Source organism: Periweissella fabaria, from assembly GCF_918814575.1.
Lineage (GTDB): Bacteria > Bacillota > Bacilli > Lactobacillales > Lactobacillaceae > Periweissella > Periweissella fabaria.
Genome location: NZ_CAKKNS010000006.1, coordinates 87,032 through 105,748 on the forward strand (window position 1 = coordinate 87,032; position 18,717 = coordinate 105,748).

23 protein-coding genes and 1 riboswitch are annotated in these 18,717 nt (G+C 36.5%); of the genes, 5 read left to right on the plus strand and 18 right to left on the minus strand.

The window, feature by feature from the left end:
- Window positions 1-7 precede the first annotated feature (7 nt).
- Genes LQZ75_RS07070 through LQZ75_RS07080 form a run of 3 tightly spaced genes read left to right on the plus strand, consistent with a single transcriptional unit; the run spans window position 8 to window position 2,606 of the window.
- The gene (locus tag LQZ75_RS07070) at window positions 8-1,087 is read left to right on the plus strand and encodes a phosphomevalonate kinase (protein ID WP_230097137.1); all 1,080 of its coding nucleotides are present in this window, start codon (window positions 8-10) and stop codon (window positions 1,085-1,087) included.
- Between the two features lie 2 nt (window positions 1,088-1,089).
- Window positions 1,090-2,127, plus strand: a complete 1,038-nt coding sequence (fni, locus tag LQZ75_RS07075) for a type 2 isopentenyl-diphosphate Delta-isomerase (RefSeq protein WP_230097138.1) — start codon at window positions 1,090-1,092, stop codon at window positions 2,125-2,127.
- 17 nt (window positions 2,128-2,144) lie between these two features.
- Entirely contained in the window at window positions 2,145-2,606 is a 462-nt protein-coding gene (locus tag LQZ75_RS07080) for a flavodoxin domain-containing protein (RefSeq protein ID WP_230097139.1), read from the plus strand.
- Between the two features lie 83 nt (window positions 2,607-2,689).
- Here LQZ75_RS07080 and LQZ75_RS07085 read toward each other — a convergent pair whose 3' ends face one another.
- The 4 genes from LQZ75_RS07085 to LQZ75_RS07100 all read right to left on the minus strand — a co-directional run bounded on the left by LQZ75_RS07085 (window position 2,690) and on the right by LQZ75_RS07100 (window position 5,712).
- Window positions 2,690-3,265, minus strand: a complete 576-nt coding sequence (locus LQZ75_RS07085; protein WP_230097140.1) for a hypothetical protein — start codon at window positions 3,263-3,265, stop codon at window positions 2,690-2,692.
- Between the two features lie 120 nt (window positions 3,266-3,385).
- The gene (locus tag LQZ75_RS07090) at window positions 3,386-4,273 is read right to left on the minus strand and encodes an RluA family pseudouridine synthase (protein WP_230097141.1); all 888 of its coding nucleotides are present in this window, start codon (window positions 4,271-4,273) and stop codon (window positions 3,386-3,388) included.
- Between the two features lie 19 nt (window positions 4,274-4,292).
- Window positions 4,293-5,093, minus strand: a complete 801-nt coding sequence (locus LQZ75_RS07095; RefSeq protein ID WP_230097142.1) for an NAD kinase — start codon at window positions 5,091-5,093, stop codon at window positions 4,293-4,295.
- A gap of 13 nt (window positions 5,094-5,106) precedes the next feature.
- On the minus strand, window positions 5,107-5,712 hold the full coding sequence (locus tag LQZ75_RS07100) for a GTP pyrophosphokinase (RefSeq protein ID WP_230097143.1): 606 nt from the start codon (window positions 5,710-5,712) through the stop codon (window positions 5,107-5,109).
- A 235-nt stretch (window positions 5,713-5,947) separates the two neighbouring features.
- Here LQZ75_RS07100 and LQZ75_RS07105 point away from each other — a divergent pair, with 235 nt between their 5' ends.
- A complete protein-coding gene (locus LQZ75_RS07105; protein WP_230097144.1) occupies window positions 5,948-6,538 on the plus strand; it encodes a DsbA family protein in 591 nt (196 codons plus the stop codon).
- Between the two features lie 151 nt (window positions 6,539-6,689).
- Here LQZ75_RS07105 and LQZ75_RS07110 read toward each other — a convergent pair whose 3' ends face one another.
- From LQZ75_RS07110 to LQZ75_RS07125, 4 genes are read right to left on the minus strand one after another with little or no spacing between them, the layout of a single operon-like run.
- The gene (locus LQZ75_RS07110) at window positions 6,690-7,337 is read right to left on the minus strand and encodes a TIGR01906 family membrane protein (protein WP_230097145.1); all 648 of its coding nucleotides are present in this window, start codon (window positions 7,335-7,337) and stop codon (window positions 6,690-6,692) included.
- The gene (locus LQZ75_RS07115) at window positions 7,321-8,097 is read right to left on the minus strand and encodes a TIGR01457 family HAD-type hydrolase (RefSeq protein WP_230097146.1); all 777 of its coding nucleotides are present in this window, start codon (window positions 8,095-8,097) and stop codon (window positions 7,321-7,323) included. The genes LQZ75_RS07110 and LQZ75_RS07115 overlap by 17 nt, the downstream gene beginning before the upstream one ends.
- Before the next feature lie 19 nt (window positions 8,098-8,116).
- Entirely contained in the window at window positions 8,117-8,905 is a 789-nt protein-coding gene (locus tag LQZ75_RS07120; RefSeq protein ID WP_230097147.1) for a YutD family protein, read from the minus strand.
- Window positions 8,906-8,914: 9 nt separating this feature from the next.
- A complete protein-coding gene (locus tag LQZ75_RS07125; protein WP_230097148.1) occupies window positions 8,915-10,294 on the minus strand; it encodes a bifunctional metallophosphatase/5'-nucleotidase in 1,380 nt (459 codons plus the stop codon).
- A gap of 153 nt (window positions 10,295-10,447) precedes the next feature.
- Window positions 10,448-10,542, plus strand: a riboswitch (THF riboswitch).
- Window positions 10,543-10,587: 45 nt separating this feature from the next.
- Here LQZ75_RS07125 and LQZ75_RS07130 point away from each other — a divergent pair.
- Window positions 10,588-11,130 carry a folate family ECF transporter S component gene (locus tag LQZ75_RS07130; protein ID WP_230097149.1) on the plus strand — a complete coding sequence of 181 codons (543 nt, stop codon included), beginning with the start codon at window positions 10,588-10,590 and terminating at the stop codon, window positions 11,128-11,130.
- A 91-nt stretch (window positions 11,131-11,221) separates the two neighbouring features.
- Here the strand turns inward: LQZ75_RS07130 and LQZ75_RS07135 are convergent, their stop codons facing one another.
- The 10 genes from LQZ75_RS07135 to comGA all read right to left on the minus strand — a co-directional run bounded on the left by LQZ75_RS07135 (window position 11,222) and on the right by comGA (window position 18,702).
- A complete protein-coding gene (locus tag LQZ75_RS07135; RefSeq protein WP_230097150.1) occupies window positions 11,222-12,733 on the minus strand; it encodes a carboxypeptidase M32 in 1,512 nt (503 codons plus the stop codon).
- 85 nt (window positions 12,734-12,818) lie between these two features.
- Window positions 12,819-14,009, minus strand: coding sequence for an acetate/propionate family kinase (locus LQZ75_RS07140; protein ID WP_230097151.1), 1,191 nt, complete (start codon window positions 14,007-14,009; stop codon window positions 12,819-12,821).
- A 28-nt stretch (window positions 14,010-14,037) separates the two neighbouring features.
- On the minus strand, window positions 14,038-14,991 hold the full coding sequence (locus tag LQZ75_RS07145; protein WP_230097152.1) for a class I SAM-dependent methyltransferase: 954 nt from the start codon (window positions 14,989-14,991) through the stop codon (window positions 14,038-14,040).
- Between the two features lie 85 nt (window positions 14,992-15,076).
- A complete protein-coding gene (locus LQZ75_RS07150; RefSeq protein ID WP_230097153.1) occupies window positions 15,077-15,412 on the minus strand; it encodes a hypothetical protein in 336 nt (111 codons plus the stop codon).
- Window positions 15,375-15,848, minus strand: coding sequence for a prepilin-type N-terminal cleavage/methylation domain-containing protein (locus LQZ75_RS07155; protein WP_230097154.1), 474 nt, complete (start codon window positions 15,846-15,848; stop codon window positions 15,375-15,377). Before LQZ75_RS07155 ends, LQZ75_RS07150 begins: the two co-directional genes overlap by 38 nt.
- A complete protein-coding gene (locus LQZ75_RS07160; RefSeq protein ID WP_230097155.1) occupies window positions 15,817-16,014 on the minus strand; it encodes a hypothetical protein in 198 nt (65 codons plus the stop codon). Before LQZ75_RS07160 ends, LQZ75_RS07155 begins: the two co-directional genes overlap by 32 nt.
- Window positions 15,980-16,429: a hypothetical protein gene (locus LQZ75_RS07165; protein WP_230097156.1), complete on the minus strand. Its 450-nt coding sequence runs from the start codon at window positions 16,427-16,429 to the stop codon at window positions 15,980-15,982. Before LQZ75_RS07165 ends, LQZ75_RS07160 begins: the two co-directional genes overlap by 35 nt.
- Window positions 16,426-16,758: a competence type IV pilus major pilin ComGC gene (gene comGC / locus LQZ75_RS07170; protein WP_230097157.1), complete on the minus strand. Its 333-nt coding sequence runs from the start codon at window positions 16,756-16,758 to the stop codon at window positions 16,426-16,428. The genes LQZ75_RS07165 and comGC overlap by 4 nt, the downstream gene beginning before the upstream one ends.
- A complete protein-coding gene (locus LQZ75_RS07175; RefSeq protein ID WP_230097158.1) occupies window positions 16,755-17,807 on the minus strand; it encodes a type II secretion system F family protein in 1,053 nt (350 codons plus the stop codon). The genes comGC and LQZ75_RS07175 overlap by 4 nt, the downstream gene beginning before the upstream one ends.
- Window positions 17,728-18,702 carry a competence type IV pilus ATPase ComGA gene (gene comGA / locus LQZ75_RS07180; RefSeq protein ID WP_230097159.1) on the minus strand — a complete coding sequence of 325 codons (975 nt, stop codon included), beginning with the start codon at window positions 18,700-18,702 and terminating at the stop codon, window positions 17,728-17,730. Before comGA ends, LQZ75_RS07175 begins: the two co-directional genes overlap by 80 nt.
- Window positions 18,703-18,717 lie beyond the last annotated feature (15 nt).

An 18,717-nucleotide genomic window follows, 5' to 3' on the forward strand; every position in this document is an offset into this window, starting at 1 on the left:
ATAAAATATGCAAATCAACGTACCTGGCAAACTCTATATCGGTGGCGAATATGCTGTCGTTGAACCTGGCCAATCAGCAATCTTAGTCGCTGTCGACAAGTTTGTTTTTGCTGATATCAATCCCAGCACAGTTGGTGAAATTCGCTCAACGCAATTACCGGATGCCATTATTAATTGGACACGGGTTAACAATCAATTAATGCTCCAAGTTGATCCTCAATTAGAATTTATTGCTGCTGCTCTTCAAATTACTTTTAACTATTTTCAAAAAAATGACTGGTTATTTGAAGATTTTAGTCTCGTTATTGACAGCCAACTTGATCATACTAATGGTATTAAACTTGGCCTCGGTAGCTCAGCAGCCGTAACTGTCGCCGTTGTAAAAGCAATTTTAGCATTTCACCACCGGAGTCTCCAAGCACTCGAAATTTATAAGTTAGCAGCTTTGGCCCATTTTCATGTTCAAGGAAATGGTTCATTAGGTGATATTGCCACAAGTGTCTATACTGGGTGGATTTCATATAATTCACCAGATCGCACCTGGTTTGCCACTAAAACAACTAATTTACTAGATAGTTCGTTAGTTGATATGGAATGGCCTGAATTAAACATTCAATCTATTCCAACGCCACTCAATTTAGAGTTATTAGTTGGGTGGACTGGTTCACCTGCTAAAACCAAAAATTTACTAAAAAAAGCAGCTTCATATACTGACGATACGATATATCGTGAATTTTTAGCTGGTTCAAATGCGGCCGTTTCGATGCTTTTAAATGGTTTGTTAACGACTGATTTTGATGTCATTAACCGGGGAATTGCTTTAAATCGGGAATTTTTGTTAATTTTAAGTGAACAAACCGATATTGAAATTGAAACACCCCTACTTAGAACTTTAATTGAAATTGCTACTAATCTAGGTGGTGCGGCCAAGACATCCGGGGCTGGCTTTGGTGATAATGGATTTACATTAATTACCCCAGATGCAAACCGAGAACAAATTATTGCAAGTTGGCAAGCAGCTGGTATTACACCACTAAATTTACAACCTTACGTTAGTCCAACCGTTTTGCTCGAAAGTGAGGAATAGTTATGGAATCTGCACATGCGCATCGTAAAGACGAACACTTAGCCATTACGGAAGCCAATATTCGTAAAGCTGGTAGCAAAGAAAACTTTGCTGACCTACGAATAATCCATGATGGGTTACCTGAACTCGCCGTTGCTGATACAGATATTAGTGTCAACTTAGCTGATTTCAAGCTGCCAATGCCCTTCTATATTGAAGCAATGACCGGTGGTTCATTCCGAACTGGCCAAATTAATGGCCAACTTGCCCAAGTCGCTAAGGAAACCCAAGTTGCTATGGCCGTGGGTAGTCAATCAATTACCCTTAAAGATAAAAGTTCTTATGAATCTTTTGAAATTGTTCGAAAAGTAAATCCTGATGGCTTTATTTTTGCTAATCTAGGAGCTGGTAAAACTGCCCAAGATGCACAGTTTGCGATTGACTTAATTAATGCTAATGCGTTAGAAATTCATATCAACGTGGCACAAGAAATCGTTATGCCTGAAGGTGACCGTAACTTTAATTGGCTTGAAGACATTGCTGAAATCGTTAGGACCGTTAACGTACCAGTCATCGTCAAAGAAGTCGGCTTTGGGATTAGTCAACAAACGCTTGCTAAATTAGCAGCGATTGGCGTTCAATATGTTAATGTTGGTGGCCGTGGTGGTACTAATTTTGCGGCTATTGAAAATCAACGTAATCATGACACTGACTATGACTTCATGCTTGATTGGGGTCAAACAACCTTGGAATCTTTAATTGAAGGTCAACTCAGTAACACTGATATCACCCTTTTTGCAACGGGGGGCATCAATAACCCCTTAGATATTTTAAAAACCCAAATTATGGGTGCTAAAATGACCGGTGTCGCTGGCCATTTCTTACATACGTTGCTAACTAAAAAAGAAGTTGGTTTGACAAATGAAATTCTAACTTGGCAAAGACAATTGCATGAACTATACGCTCTTGTGGGTGCTAAAAATCAAGCAGACTTGGCACAAACTGAGTATCTTTTAAGTTCGCAACTAGCTAACTATCGACAACAACGAACAAACAATTAAAAACAAGCGAGGCTTTTATGACAAATGCATTAGTGGTATATGCAACCCTAACTGGAAACAATGAAGCAGTGGCTGATTTGATTATTTCGAATTTTCAACAAAATAACATCAATGTGACTAAAAAAGAAATTTCGCTGTGTGATGTGCAAATATTACGTGAATTTGATTTAGTTGTCCTCGTACCCTACACCTACGATCAAGGCGCTTTACCAGAAGAAGGGCTAGATTTTTATGATGATTTAGCGCTAATTAAGCTTCCAGAGACCGTTTATGGTGTTGCAGGGTCTGGTGATGTATTTTATGGTGATGATTATTGTGTAGCCGTTGACGCCTTTTCAAGTGCTTTAGGCGCCACAGAGGCTATTCAAGGTACCAATAACTTAAAACTTAATTTATACCCTGATACGGCTGCTCAAGGGCAAATTAAAACATTTGTTGAACAACTACTACTAACATTTCAAAATAAAGTATCTAAATAAAAACGAGATGCCTATGGCATCTCGTTTTTATTTAGATACTGATTTAATAATAATTGCAAAATTAATTTTATTGAGTCACCACATTAAGCATGCACTCGACGTATCCGACCAAGCCATGCTTTAAAGCGTGTCTCTCCATTTGATGGGCGCACTTTAACGCGCCCCTTTTTTCGTGCTTGGCGAGCATAACCAACCGCATCCGAATGTTTTTGTAACTTTCCTAATTCAAATTCATCACCGTTATTCACTGCAATAACTGAATAGAAATATAAATCTTCTGGACGAATAAATTGTTCACCATCTTCAGTAACGGTGCTGGCAATTAACGTTATTTTTTTTAGCGTATATTCATCTGAATTAGTTGATCTAATATGACCATTATCATCTTTATATCTTCGTTTATATGTGCCTACAAAGCCGCGTAGTTGAATTTTAGAACCGCGTTGAAGTTTCATCCCTACTAAATAGTGATAAAATTCTGGATTGGTTTTTAACCACAAATGCGTTGAAATGAACTGTCCATTACTATCATGAACATCTTCAACTAAAATTCGCTTTTGTTTATCAATCACTCGATAAACGCCAGTAACCTCAATTTCTTCACCAAATAGTTCGGACAGATAAAGTCTAACTTTGTATTTTTCTCGCGTAACGACCAAAATACTATTCTCCTTTTTATGACTGTTACCTTATTTTAATGGTGATTTATAAAATTTAAAAGAATTATTTTTAAAAAACAAAAATAATTTAATATTCATTTTATTTAATCAATATATGTGCTACTTATTTATTAATAAATCCTGCATATCAGCAGGTAATGGTGCTTTAAATTCTAATGGTTGATTTGTAAAAGGATCTTCAAAACTCAAATAAAAAGCGTGTAATGCTTGGCGGGTAATTCCACGATCAAGAGGACCACCATAAACATCATCACCAAGTAATGGATAGCCTAAATGGCTAAAATGCACGCGAATTTGGTGTGTCCGGCCCGTATGCAGTTGAATACGGGCAAGTGTAGCTTCCGGCGTCCGACCTTCCACCCAATATTCAGTTTGCGATGCACGGCCATCTTCACGGACTTCACGACGAATAAAGTCATCATCCATCCGGCCAATTGGGGCATCAATCATCGCATGTTCTTCAGGTAAAACACCTAAAACGACCGCATAATACTGCTTATTCATCGTATGCGCCTGTAATTGTTTATCCATCATGGCGTGCGCAAAACGGTGCTTGGCAATTAACACCAATCCAGAAGTAAAGCGATCAAGGCGTGTTACAACGTGTGGTACTAAATCAGTAGCACCTTGTTGCTTTAAGTATCCTTTAACCCGATTTACTAACGTATCTTCACGATCCGCACGCCCAGGGACCGTTGTCATCCCGGCTGGTTTATTAACAATTAAAAAATTACGGTCTTCATAGACCACATCTAATTCCCCATAACTTGTCGCAACAACATCGTTATCAACTTCAGGTGGCATAATAATGGTTACTTCATCGCCATTTTTTAAAAAATCAACTGTTCGACCGTGAACACCGTTAATTAAAATATCACCACCATTATGTTTAATTTGTGAAAACATCCGATGACTAACACCATGTGTCCCCAAAAAGGATTTAACTTTTTGCTCAATATCGTTATCTTTTTTCCATGTAAATTCCATTAAATTTTTCCTATTACTTCTATTCCTTTAAATGACCGATGAATGATTCATTCACCCGCCGCCAAAACTGCATGTGGCGATATTCAGCAAACGCAATTCGATGTGGTGCAATCCGATAACTTATTTCTTTAACCGCATGTGAATTAATTAACTCTTGATCATAGGTTAATATCAACCCATCAGCATCTTGAGGAATAATTTTTATTATTTCATCAGGAGCGGTGACTAGCGGTGAACCCAACGTCCGATAGACTTGATTGTTAATTGAAGCCAGTTCCGCTAACTGTAATGCTGCTAAGCTAGGATGTAAGACCGCCCCACCAATCGCTTTATTATATGCCGTCGATCCGGTAGGTGTACTAATTGCCATCCCATCACCACGAAAACGTTCAAACCATTGATCACCAAGATAGACATCGGCAACAACTGTACCTGAAACTCGTTTGACCATACTTTCATTAAGTGCCAACTTAACTTCTTTTGAGCCATCAGCATATGTTACGGTCGTTTCTAATATCGGATATTCAACTCGTTCTTGCTTGTCATTAACAAGTGAGGCAATTAAATCGTCAATTTCATATTCACGCCAGTCAGTATAAAAGCCAAGATGGCCGGTATGCAAGCCAACAAATCGAATCGTCCCTAATTGATCTTGATATTTTTGAAAAGCACCTAGTAACGTGCCATCACCACCGATGCTAATTAATACATCTGGATGATCGTTATCAATGGTTAAATCCATTTTAGTCAATGCCATAGTTAGATTCTTAACAACTCGTTGTGAACGCATACTATTATTTGCATATAAACCGACTCGCATCGCCTACGCCTCCTTATTTATCTTCATTATCGGTTTGAATTTCTTTCCTAATTTGTGATAATTCCTCATCTATTTGATAGGCCCGCGTTGCCAAATCACGTAGATGTTCGCTTACTTCATCCGTAAACCCTACACTATTTTTATATTTTAATGAATGTTCAATCGTCGCCCAAAAATTCATTGCCATCGTTCGAACTTGAATTTCAGCTAGAATCTTTTTTTCACCCGTCACTAATTGGACTGGATATTCTATCACAATATGATATGAACGGTAACCTGATGGTTTCGCATTCGATACATAATCACGTTCTTCTAAAATTTTCATATCGGTACGCTGACGTAAAATATGTACAATTTGATAAATATCATCCACAAATTGCGTCATAATTCGTACACCGGCAATATCTTGCAAATCTTGTTCAATTCGTTCTTCATCAATATGGCGCCGTACTAACTTTTCTTTAATACTATCGGCGGGTTTTACACGTCCTGTCACAAACTCAATTGGTGTCTGTTGATCTAGTTGATCAAATTGAGGTCGTAAACCGCGTAATTTAACCTTCAATTCAGCAACTGCTTGTTCATAGGGTAGTAAAAAACTGTCCCAGTTTTGAATCATGGCAAGCCTCCAATTCGTCTACTTATAAAATTCCATTCTTAAATTATATCACTCTAGCTCATATTTTCTATATTCAAACTTATCATTCAGCACAAAAAAATTTAATTCCTAATACCAATCAATAGCGTATTTCGATATTCAGTGCTACACTATGTTTTGAACTTAATCGAGTGTTACTTCACAAGGCTATCCCCTTTTATAATACCTTGTTTTCTTCCCAAAGGAGGTCCCCCATTTGATAGAAGTCTTTCATTTTATTACCCCCCTGCAATTTGAAAGCTATCAAGCACAAAAAGCACTTACTCAAGTACTAAAGTCGCTCAATACTAAATATTCTTACCATGTTTTGCCATTAATTAGTTTAGCAACAATGGATGAAGCATATCGTCAAGGTATTGAGACCAACACGCATATCTCATTTCAGGTTGATTATGCAATTAGTCTTGATTATGTCGCCATGCTTTCACAAGGGCGTAATCTAGCACGTAAATTCTTATACGCATTACAAGAACAATTGTTAGTTCGCCAAAATACTTATTCTGATTTAATCATCAAACAAGTTATAACAGATATCGGTGGCGATTTGGAGTTATTTGTTGAAGAACGTAATTCTAAGCAAACTACTGCAGCATTAATTAAAAACCAACAATTTGCTAATGAATATCAAATTGTTAAAAATCCTGCTGCACTTATTTTTGACAGCAATAATCCCGATCATGGTATCATTCTTGAAAATTTTGTCACGACCGAACTTGAAACTATCCTTAACCAATATCTAAACAACCAACGGACTTTAATAGAACCATACATGGTTCTTCATCGTTAAGTTTAGCTCTATGCATAAGGAATGTCGGTTCATAATTAAGCTTTAAATAGTAGCTTACTGCTAAAGCATACTTTGGTACTCCGTTATATGCACAAAAAGACCATGGAAAATAAGTTTTCCATGGTCTTTTTGCTACTTTCTGTCATAGTTGCTATTTACGTTGGGACTTTCCTTGGTGAAAATATCTATTACCCCATATGTAAAGACTACTTAACGCAATAATAACTAGGACAAAAAACAAGCCAAAGCACTGATTAAAATAAGCCTCCGGTAAAGCATTAATAATAGGGTCTTGCACTGGATAAAAAATCCAATCATTATTTCTAAACAACATTTTGTGAAATGCAATAAAAAATTGATTGAATTGCATCATCATCATTGCTAATACAACAAAAACCGCAGCAAAAACACCTTGAAGTGGCCATAACAAGCGCCATTGCTCTTGCCGTTTAGCCAAGTGTTTAATAAACCCAATACTAGGAATTAACGTAACTAATAAAACAAGATAATTTATTAAAAATAAATTTTTTACTTCACGAAAATGTTCTAACCCATCTTTTGAGTCAGTAAAATTACTCATTTTCAATTCCGTAATCCATGGTAAATTTAAATAAGCCATTAATTGCTGGAAATTATGCATCATTTGCTTAGCAGATAAATTAATAAGCGGCAAAAAATCACCAAACTTAACATTCAGATAATACAGCCACGTACTATTAATTGTAATTGTAATTGCCAATGAAATAATACAAAGCAATAAGCTAGTAAATGCCAGCCAAAATCTAAACTTGCCAATCATTTAAGTTTTCCACCTCGTATGTTGGCGCCTGCGCATATTCAGCAACTTCAGCTCTAGTACTAATGCCTGTGTATGTCATCAACGTATCCACCTGGGCATTAATTCCCGCCATAATATCAGTAAAGTAATTATCACCGACTAGTAACGCTTCTGTTGATTGTATTTTCATTCGAGTTAAAGCCAGATTTACAATCTGCGCATTTGGTTTGCCGATTGCCAGTGGTTTTATACCCGTTGCTGTCGTAACTAAGGCATTTAGAGACCCCGCACCGGGTACTAGACCACGTTCATTTGGAATATTTGTATCTAAATTAGTTGCCACATATATCGCCCCATTGCGAATTGCTAATGCCGCCTGTTCAAATTTCGCATAAGTTACTTGTGTGTCCATACCAACGACAACAACATCTGGCTGTTCATCAGTTACTATATAACCAGCATCGGTTAAAGCTCGTTTAAGGCCCACCTCGCCAATTGCAAAAACCCGCGTCCCAGCACCAAGTGATAAATTATTAACTAAATAGTCAGCGGTTGCCATCGCTGAGGTATATATTTGCTCAGCTGATGTCGGAATACCATGAACCGTTGTTAAAAATTCAGCAACCATCGTCGGTGTTTTTGTGGAGTTATTTGTTAAAAATAAATAGTTAATTTGTTGAGCATTAAGCTTAGCAATAAACGCTTGTGCTCCTTCAATTCTATCTGTTCCTTGGTATATCGTCCCATCAAGATCAATTAAATAACCTGTATATTTTTTCATAATTATGTTTCTATACCTATTATTTTTCGTTTTTTTGTTGAATGGTAAAATGCCGCTTCCGTTGATTTGGTTTCTTCGTACTTGCACTCATACTACCATCTGGCTTTTTAACACCCTTACCATCAGCAATTGGTCTTTTTACTTCTTTCACATCAGCCCGTTGCTTATTGGCATTTGAACGTCGGCGCCGACGTTTATTAACTGACGCATCATGTGTCCGCTCGTTGTTATTATCTTTTGGTGATTTTGATAAGTTAGTACCTTTATTATTGGGTTTATTTGCGGCAGTTGTTTTTGCAGAATTACCTTTACGTTGCCACGCTGTTCTAGACGTAGGTGTTTCTTTGTTCGCCACTGCTTCATCACTACGATTACCACGATTGTTTCGTTTACGTCGGCGATTATTTGAAGTAGATGGTACGACTTCAAAATCCGTTTTACTTTCAACTGGATTTTCATTTTGAACAACAAAATATGGCGCCCCAAAATTCATGTATTCCAGTAAATAATCCTCGAATGCATCAATAGAATTAAACTTTGTCATATTCTTATTGTCTTGAGCATAAAAACCCTTTAATCGTAGCTGATCAGCCGCAATGTCACCAATAATATAATCATATTTTGTTAAAATATCACTAAAACGTGCCTTGAACTTCAATTCGTCAAAAGCATCGCGATAGTTTTTTAAAATTGTCATAGCCAAGCCATTAACAATAAATTGATTGTTGCCTTTATTTTCAAAATTAGTTGTAGCAGCACGCTCTGAAACTTGCGCTTCTGCTTTAATTTTTAATGATTCTCGATCCACAATTGTTCCTCACTTAATTGGAAAATTTTGCGCTAAATAATCGGCAAAATCTTCACGTAACATTTTTTGCATCATAATTTTATTTTCGCCAACTAAATCGATTGTTGGGAAAAATGGTAAATATTTATAGTAATCTAAACTAACAAATTGATATTGCTTATTATCATCAATTAATTGATTCTGATAAGTTAACTGCCCTTTATGAATATCAATCGCCATTTCACATAGTTGAATATCACCAACTAATTTACCGCGAAAGCCTAAACCGACCATCGCGAATGCACTCACGAACTCGGCATTTTTATGAATTTCTTGTAATAAACGTTTTAATTCTTTTCCGGTAAGCATCGTTTGCATGACATACATTTGATGTGGTAAAAGTGCCAATAAATCAGCTTTGGTCACCTCACCAGCCGGTAGATCACCTAAAACTAAGCCGGTTGAGAGCAATGCGGCCTTGATACCTGTTTTTTGGACTAACATCGCAAAAAGTGCATCCATAAAGCTATTATCAGCTCTTAATAACGGCTTAGGAAGATATGCAACTTTAGCTGCTCGTAACTGCTCTAAGCCAGCATCCTGTAATCCTTGAATTTCAGCAATATCAGTGTCCTCATCCGGTAAATCACTCGTCGTCACCAACCTTGCGACTTTACTGACTACCTTATGATTTTCAATCGTCAAACTAATCTTGCCGATATAACGCCCCCATTTACCAGCCGCCGCAATTAAAGTATTATTAAGCATTTCACCTTTTTCCAAACGATGATGTGTATGCGCACCAATAATAACATCTAAAGTTGGAAACATCTGTGCCAATCGGCGGTCTTCTGGCAATCCTAAATGTGATAATAAAATTATTACATCTGCTTGTGCGTTAATTTGGGGTAACATAGCCGCTAAAATCGGTGCCACTTCACCAATTCCCCATTCACGTAACGGATACGTCTCAACAAATGGTGCCGTCATGCCAATCATTGCAACTTTAGTTCCATCCGGCATGACCTGATAGACAACTTCTTGACACCATGACGGTTGCTTATTAGTTCGTAAATCTTTAATATTAGCCACCGTCACCGGGAAATTAGCATCATTATATAATTTTTGTAACTTATCATGTTGTAAACTTAAACCTTCATTATTACCAATCGTAACCGCATCATATCCAATCTGATTAAGCAACTCAACATTAATTATGCCCGCCGTTGCTTCTGTTAATGGATGCACTAAATCTAGGGCATCACCAATATCAACAGTTAAAACACCATTATCACCTAAGCCTAAAATTTTCTTTTGCCCACTTAGATAACGGCGAATTTTAGGCCAATTTTCAAAATGTGAATGCAAGTCATTAGTATGCATGATTGTTATGATACTTTGTTCTGCCATGAATAAGCCTCCAAAGATTAATATCTATTATTATAACAGACAACCTAGCTGTTTGTTGTTTATCATTTTTTTCGTATGATTTAATAAAAAATAAAATAGGTCTATTATTTTTATTGTAAATAAGTTAAACTAAGATAGTGCATTGCACAAATAAACAGGGTAGAATATTGTGCGTTAAGTGTTGTGGAAACGGAATGTGAGCCACAAACGAAGGATTTTTCCGCGGTACAATATTCGCATTCACTGTATTTTTCTTATATAGTGAAACCCTCCAATTTTAGGAGGTTTTCAAAATGAAAACATTATCGTTTGGATATCCGAAATTATCCACCAAAGCAATTGCTCTTTTAGGTATTTTGTGTGCCTTGCAACTTATTATTAGCCGGTTTACATTTGGCACAAGTTTCCTTAAAATCGCCTTTACTTTTATTGTAATCACTTTGATTGCTAAATGGTTTGGTCCAGTTTGGGGAACTTTAGTTGCCATCATCAATGATTACCTTGGTACGTTAATTCAAGGCAGCCCATTTTTTATTGGCTTCACATTATCAGCGATTATTGCGATGTTGATTTACGGTACTTTCTTTTACCAACAAGACCATGTTAGTTGGTCACGCGTAATTATCGCAAATTTCTTAGTGTTATTAATCTGTGATGCCATTTTGAATACTGCATCTTTAATTATGATGTATCACTATACCGGTAATGCTGCCATTCATTTAATTCAGTTACGTAGTTTCAAAGAGCTAATTATGTGGTTTATTGAAGTACCAATTATTTACTTCATCATTAATAATCCTCAGCTTGAAAAGCTCCGCCACCAAGCTTTAGGATAATTAATTTTAGCCTAAGCAAAGTAACCCCCCCTTGGAATATAATTCCAAGGGGGGGTTTTTATATTTTGCTCTTACATTAAATACGTTATTTTTATAATTCGTTATCGAGTTGATACACTTTTCGATAGATTTTAGTTTGTAATTGTAACCAATACTGTGGATTTAAGCTTTCACCAGTCGTGGCCATTAAAATTTCATGCGGTGTTTTTGAGGCCCCATATTGCCAAATATGTTCCTTACGCCATGCAAAAATTGGTGTATAATCGTGGCTGGCAAAAATGGCTGGTAAGTCTAAATCTTGGCCCATTTTATTAAAGAATTGGGCTGCATATAAATGGCCTAGTGCATAACTTGGGAAATAACCAAAATCGCCCCCTGCCCAGTGAATATCTTGTAAAATTCCAACTAAATCATTCTCTGGTTCAAGCCCTAAGTATTCAACATATTTGGCATTCCAAAGAGCTGGTAAATCATTAACATCAATATTGTCGTTAAAAATGGCCTTTTCAATTTCATAACGGATAATAATGTGTAACGGGTACGTCAACGGATCAGCCTCTGTTCGAATTAACGTCGGCTTAGTTACCATCCAAGCCCGATAAAAGGTATCAAAATCAATATCATTAAAGGTTTCACCAGTATACGCTTGCAATGTTGGATATTCATTCCGCCAAAAATCCTCTGAGCGACCCATCATAACTTCATTAAATAAGGACTGTGATTCATGAATACTCATAGCCATATCTTTTTCAAATGGGGTGTAATCAAATTCTGAACTAACATTTTGCTCAAAGAGGCCATGACCAGCTTCATGTAAAATTCCTAAAACAGCCATTTGAAAATCATGCTCATCCCAACGTGTCGTAATACGGGCATCATTACGGTTCATCGCTTCCATGAACGGGTGAATGGTGTCATCAAGACGGCCTTTTTTTAACGAATAGCCTAATTTTTGAGCTAAATCCATTGATAAATCACTTTGTTGCTGTTTTGATACAAAGCGACTAAGAATTTGATTATCTGGAGCATCGCCTTGCTTTAATTCTGCTTGGAGCTTCGTCAAACCTGCTTTAACTTCACCAAATACTTGATCAAGCTTTGCAACCGTCAAACCAGGTTCATATTGATCTAAAAGAACATCATATGGTGTGGCACTACCTTGTTGCCAAAGTTGAATAAATTGCTTTTTAAAGGTAATGATTTTAGCAAGGTATGGTGCAAAAATCGAAAAATCTTTAGCTGCCCGCGCCTTTGACCAAGCATCTTGGGCCAATGAAGTTAATTTTTGATATTCAATGAAATCTTGGGCCGGGATTTTAGCATTTAAATCGAATTTTTTGCGTTCATGCACGACTAATTGTTGGCCTAACTTTGATAATTCTGTTGGATGTTCCTCAAAGTAAGCCAACATCTCACCATATTTATTACCGGCTTGGAGTTCAAAACTCTTACCAGCTAGGTAACTTAATAACTCTGCGCGAAATGGCGCAGCATCTTCTGGCATACCAGTTAACGAGTCCCACCCTAATAATGCTTGATTTTCTTCAAGTAATGAAATTTCTTTTAAAACTGCCCGTAGGTCAGCTTCCGTATATTTTCCCACAATCGTTCCTCACTTTTAAATTAAGATATTCTCATTTTATCACAATTTACATAAAAAAAAGCATGCTATTAAGCATGCTTTTTAATTATTTGTTTTTAAGTAATTCAACGTCACGAGCAATCATTAATTCTTCGTTTGTAGGAATCAAGAATGCTTTAACCTTAGAATCATCAGTTGAAATTTCACGTTCAACACCACGAACATTGTTCTTTTCAGAATCAATTGCGACGTTGAAGAAAGCTAAACGTTCAGTAATTGCTTCACGAACATTAGCGGCGTTTTCACCAATACCAGCAGTAAAGGTAATTGCATCAACTCCACCCATTTCAGCAACGTATTGACCAACGTATTTAACAACACTGTTGATGAACATATCAATTGCCAATGCAGCGTGATCATTTGTGTCAACAACATCTTCCAAATCACGCATATCTGAAGAAATTGTTGATACACCAAGTAATCCTGACTTAGAGTTAAGAATGTTCAACATTTCTTCGTTTGACAAGCCTTCACGTTCTTGAATGTAGTATACCAATGATGGGTCAACATCCCCTGAACGAGTTGCCATTGTAACACCAGCAAGTGGTGTGAAGCCCATTGAAGTATCAAATGATTTACCGTTCTTAACAGCTGTGATTGATGCACCGGCACCAAGGTGTAAAGTGATAATCTTTAAATCTTCAAGTGGTTTACCCATCAAAGCTGCTGTCCGTTCAGCAACATAACGGTGTGAAGTACCGTGAGCACCATACTTACGAGCACCGTAACGTGCGTAGTATTGGTATGGCAATGCGTATAAGTAATTTACTTTAGGCATTGTTTGGTGGAAGGCAGTATCAAACACAGCAACTGAAACTGCATTTGGTAAAAGCTTCTTGAAAACACGGATACCCATTGCATTTGCTGGATTGTGAAGTGGTGCATAAGATGCTAAGCGATCAATTTTTGATAACACTTCATCATCAACAACAACTGAGTGGTTAAACCATTCACCACCGGCAACAACACGGTGACCAACACCAGTAATATCTTCAAAGTTATCAATAACATTCAAGTCCAAAAGTGCATCCAAAATCTTTTTAATTGCAACTTCATGGTCTTCAATATCTTCAACTGTTTCAAACTTTTGACCGTCACCATATTTCACAGTTACGATTGAATCGTTCAAACCAATTCGTTCTACTTGTCCCTTTGCGATAACTTCTTCAGCAGGCATTTCAAGTAATTGAAATTTTAATGATGATGAACCTGCGTTTACTGCCATTGTTTTTGCCATTTTTACGGCTCCTTTTATTTTGTTAAATTTATAACGTAGTAATCCATTGATCTAACTCAGCGAAAAACTGCGGTAATGCCTCTTTTGCTTTTAAAGCCGGTACTTGCGCTAACAGAACTTGTTCTGCTTGATGCGCTTGTCCTCCATGCCGCTGCACGATTAAAAGTGCTTTGGCAGCTTGCTCATTTTTAAATGTTGATGGTGCAAATTTAATGATTCCTTGCACATACACAGATTTAGTAAGTGTTCCTAAGAAATCAACGGTAGCCGTTGTCTCTAAAATATTACTTGGAACAACATACACTGCTAACCCAGCTGGTTTTAAAGCGTTATTGGCTGCATAAATGATTTGATTATCAGCGACAACCGTATCAATCCCATGCATTAATGGAATATCCGCAACAACCACATCAGCCATTGGTAATTGAACTTCTCGGGCATCCCCTTCAATTAAATTACCATTGATATGTTGCAAATCAAAACTACTCCCTGTTAATGCCAATAGCGTATCATCTATTTCCACACCACTAACATTACCTAACTGATTAGATACTTTTAAATAATTTGCAACCATCGCCAATAAATTCCCAATTCCAACAGTCGGGTCCAGTACATCAACTTTATCACCTGATTTTACAAACTTAGCAACGATATACGCAACTAAAGTCGCAATTGAATCTGGTGTTTGATGGTGCGTAGCTTGAATATTATCGACTTGAACTGCTCTTAAGTAAGCTAAACCGATACCACGACGAATATCATCATCGTTATATTTTTCCAGATTTAACCCATTAAGTAAAGTTTTTAAACGTTCAGCAACATTAGCTGTCGGTTGATTGTTCTCAACCTGAATTGTTTTTTGTAAAACATCTTCACAAATCTCAATTAACGCTTCAAGATATGAACTATCTAAATCCTCTGCCAATAGTTGGCTTGCTTGATCAAGTATGCGATATAATTCTTCAACTTGTACTTGCTCCAATTACGCACCTCCTATCTTTATTAATTTTAATTGAATTAAACTTAATTGTTACATTCGATAGTTTACCACATAAAAAGGCTACAATCTAGGTTTGCGGCGGTTGTGGAAGAATAAATTTGCGTTCGATGACATCTTGCTCATTAAACTTAAAAATTATCGTACCATTATCAACCGTTATATCTATCCCTTTAAGATAAAATGTATGTATGTTACTGCCTGATAGCATTTGTATCTTAATTTCATTTTCGGCGATTTTCATTTGATATTCACGTGAAATTTCTTGGTACAATTGCATTTGTTTTTGATAATTGTAACTTTGCCACAATTCAATGCCACCGAGTAACGTTAATATCATTACTAACACGCCTAAAGCAAAAGCTGGCTTATGCTTTCTGTTTATTAATTGCCAAGTAAGCTTCATTACTCTCTCCATTGATATAGATTACTTTAATCCAAATTCTTTGATGGCGTTCTTGAAACATTACCTGCCTAACATTGTAGACGACTGGCATATACCCTCGCTCAATACCACTCACATAAAGTGTATGTGTTACTTTGGTTACTTTTAGGATATATTCCTTACTAACTTGGTTTTTACTTGTTAATCTCGTCAATTTTAAGTTATTACCATCATTTAAAATTTCTATCCATTCAAACGGATTACTACTTTCTTCGAGCGTTGAAATCATATTTTGCCACGTTAAATTTACTGGATTATTTAAGATTGGGTGCTTATGTAATACTGGGTTAGCAAAATTTAAAAGCGCAATTATGATGCTAATAATTACCAATCCGAGGCACGCTTCAATTAATGTGAATCCAGGTTTATTTTTGTAAAACCATCTGTAATTTTTCATCACTGTGCTCTTTTTCTATCCGTAAACTGGTTAACTTAATTTCTTGTTGTTTAATATAGGTTGCCATTTGAACTTGGTTTACTAGAAACCATGTCATTGTTCCGATAATGATAATTAATGTAATCAGTGCTTCAATGGCTATATAAGCCGGTTGGTATCGGTTCAATTTTGTAAGCCCCCCATTCCAAGCCCCAAGAAATTTTATAGTCTTTGATAACGCCATTTTCAATGACATCAATAACAATATATGCTGGCATTTGCTGTTGCTTATTAAAAATGACCGTTTCTGTTTGACGATTTTGTAGATAAATTGTGCTTGGGTACTTAATTACCTTTAGGTGGTGTTTATTATCTGATATTACCAATTCTCGTCGATCAAAAAGAAATATTATGAAGCTATCATTAAGCTTAACGTGATGTTGCGCATACCGAATTTCTAAATCTAAAGTTTGCCAAAAATGAATTTGCTCATTTTTAATACTCTTTGCATGTGCTACATAACTAAAGAAACTAACACCGGCAACAATTATTAATACTATCAACATTTCTAACAAAGTTACGGCCGGCTTTTTAATCGTCATTTTGTTGGCCCAACCACATGATTACTGCTATCGATAGAAATCTTTGCATTTGCTGCTTGCTTTTGTTGTTCCATGGTTAAGTAGTTTTCACCTACTAATTCCGCCATGGTTACTGTCCGACTACCATTTTCAGCCAAATACAAATCAACTTGGGTTTGAATCATTTGTACCATTGCCGTTGTTTGATGCTCACTTGCGCTATTCCGAATTTTACTCACATTCGGAATTACTAGTAACAATAACAATCCGATGATTAATAAGACCACCGTCATTTCAAGTAACGTAAAAGCGCGTGAACGTTTTATATGTGCATATTTTTCTAAATTCATCTAAGATCTCCAATCATTTTATACATTGGCAACAGCATTGCTGCATACATACTAACGATTCCCATGGCAATCGTTATAAACATCACTGGCTGAATCATTGCTAATAAGCGCTCATATCTGCGAATTACTTTTTGAAAACATATTTTACTGTATGCCAATAAGTCATTGCCTACTTCTACATTTGTTTTTCCACGACTGAAGAAAAGTGTAAATTCAACCGGGATATATGGTATTTCTCGCATATATGTTGTGATATTTTCACCAGCATGACTACTTTTAGCAATCATCCCTCCGAGATGATGCAACATTGATTTTTGAGGTAGTTTCAAAAATAATTGACTAATTTCTTGATACGAATGCCCAGCTTGTAATAAAAGTGCAAACGTAAAACTTAACTGATAACTAACTTGCTCTTTTAATAATGATTTAAGTAACGGTATTTTTAAACAAATCATTAATTTATTAGGTACTGATAAATGCCGAAACCACCAATAAACTAATAAACAGCTAATTGCTCCAAAAATTAGTAAAATACCGATACTACTAAGATTAACAATCTGTCCACTATTATTGGTCCCTTTTAAGTGCATTAGCTGCTCAATGAAATAGAATCGCAAAAAAATTCCAACAGCAACAAGTAAGCCTATTAGTACCATTGGATACTGCATTAATTGCCGTAATTTACATTGTTGTGCTAATCTTTGTTGGAGATTTTGTGCAAGGATGGCAATCGTTGCTGGTAACGAGCCATGCGCTTCTGCTAACTCAATTTGCCAACTTATTTCCGCTTCTATAAACGGCTTAATACTCATTGCAAAACTTTGTCCATTTACCATTCTTTGAACCATTACATTAACAACCGTCTTATATCGTTTAGCATCGACTTGTCCAATAAATACTAAGGCGTTTTGTAATTGAAAACCAGCATGTAGTAAATCATTAATTAGTTCAAAGAAAATTACTTGTTCCTTAAGCTTCAAGGTTTTTAAACTGTTCGTATGTGGTGGTTGTGATTTTTTTACTTGCCAATGCCTCTGCCAACTTTTCATGCCATTTTTCTCCCTTATTTTCCCAAATTGTTTGCCCAGCCACTTGAGCTTGTAATGCATGTAACTCTCCTTGCAAATCAGGTAGTAAGCGCTGATAGGTGACTGTTTGCAGACTCGCTTTTAGATAAGCCGGCTTGATACCCATTTCTAATAGCCGTACTGTAACATTTGTGGCTGATAAGGCATGAATAGTTGTTAAGACCGTATGACCGCTTAACGCCGCATTAACGGTTGCCTGGGCCGTTTGTTCATCCCGAATTTCACCAATAACAAAAACATCCGGCCGATGACGCAAACCACTTTTAATTAAATTGGTATATGTCATCTTAGCTGCATTATTAACTTGTAACTGAATGAAATTAGCATGCTTAATTTCTACCGGATCTTCAATCGTTAGTACAATTTTATTATCATTTGCTAAGGCTTGGGCTAAACTATACATCGTTGTAGTTTTCCCACTCCCCATCGGGCCAGCCAAAATATGTAATCCCGGTTGCATAGTTTGCAGTTGTAATTGCTGAAATTGTGCGGGAAAAATAAATTCTGGTTGAATTGAATAGCAATCATAAATAAAGCGGCAAACCAATGTCTCACGTTGTTGATAATCACCAACGGTCGATATTCGGAAATTAATTTGGTCAAAATCTGGTAAGGTAAATTGCCCTATTTGTGGTCGCCGTTGTTCGGTGATATCCATGTTAGCCAAAAATTTTAAATATGTAATTAATTGTGTACCCATTACCGCAGTTAAGGTTGTTGCTTTAATTAGCTTCCGCGTTGTTCTGATTGTTACTTGATATTGTCCAGTGCCTATTGGTAAGCAATAAATATCACTCACATGCATATCTAGATAATCATTAACAATAGTTTTAAAAAGTTGTTGTACCTTACTCATTGACCACGCTCCTTC

Excerpts from the sequence above, each read along its gene's own strand:
- LQZ75_RS07140 (WP_230097151.1), bottom strand. The coding sequence starts at position 14,009 with ATGGCAAAAACAATGGCAGTAAACGCAGGTTCATCATCATTAAAATTT.
- LQZ75_RS07080 (WP_230097139.1), top strand. The coding sequence starts at position 2,145 with ATGACAAATGCATTAGTGGTATATGCAACCCTAACTGGAAACAATGAA.
- LQZ75_RS07115 (WP_230097146.1), bottom strand. The coding sequence starts at position 8,097 with ATGAAAAAATATACAGGTTATTTAATTGATCTTGATGGGACGATATAC.
- LQZ75_RS07150 (WP_230097153.1), bottom strand. The coding sequence starts at position 15,412 with ATGAAGCTTACTTGGCAATTAATAAACAGAAAGCATAAGCCAGCTTTT.
- fni (WP_230097138.1), top strand. The coding sequence starts at position 1,090 with ATGGAATCTGCACATGCGCATCGTAAAGACGAACACTTAGCCATTACG.
- LQZ75_RS07100 (WP_230097143.1), bottom strand. The coding sequence starts at position 5,712 with ATGATTCAAAACTGGGACAGTTTTTTACTACCCTATGAACAAGCAGTT.
- LQZ75_RS07090 (WP_230097141.1), bottom strand. The coding sequence starts at position 4,273 with ATGGAATTTACATGGAAAAAAGATAACGATATTGAGCAAAAAGTTAAA.
- LQZ75_RS07130 (WP_230097149.1), top strand. The coding sequence starts at position 10,588 with ATGAAAACATTATCGTTTGGATATCCGAAATTATCCACCAAAGCAATT.
- LQZ75_RS07175 (WP_230097158.1), bottom strand. The coding sequence starts at position 17,807 with ATGAAAAGTTGGCAGAGGCATTGGCAAGTAAAAAAATCACAACCACCA.
- LQZ75_RS07125 (WP_230097148.1), bottom strand. The coding sequence starts at position 10,294 with ATGGCAGAACAAAGTATCATAACAATCATGCATACTAATGACTTGCAT.
- LQZ75_RS07165 (WP_230097156.1), bottom strand. The coding sequence starts at position 16,429 with ATGACGATTAAAAAGCCGGCCGTAACTTTGTTAGAAATGTTGATAGTA.
- comGC (WP_230097157.1), bottom strand. The coding sequence starts at position 16,758 with ATGAATTTAGAAAAATATGCACATATAAAACGTTCACGCGCTTTTACG.
- LQZ75_RS07155 (WP_230097154.1), bottom strand. The coding sequence starts at position 15,848 with ATGAAAAATTACAGATGGTTTTACAAAAATAAACCTGGATTCACATTA.
- LQZ75_RS07070 (WP_230097137.1), top strand. The coding sequence starts at position 8 with ATGCAAATCAACGTACCTGGCAAACTCTATATCGGTGGCGAATATGCT.
- LQZ75_RS07110 (WP_230097145.1), bottom strand. The coding sequence starts at position 7,337 with ATGATTGGCAAGTTTAGATTTTGGCTGGCATTTACTAGCTTATTGCTT.
- LQZ75_RS07095 (WP_230097142.1), bottom strand. The coding sequence starts at position 5,093 with ATGCGAGTCGGTTTATATGCAAATAATAGTATGCGTTCACAACGAGTT.
- comGA (WP_230097159.1), bottom strand. The coding sequence starts at position 18,702 with ATGAGTAAGGTACAACAACTTTTTAAAACTATTGTTAATGATTATCTA.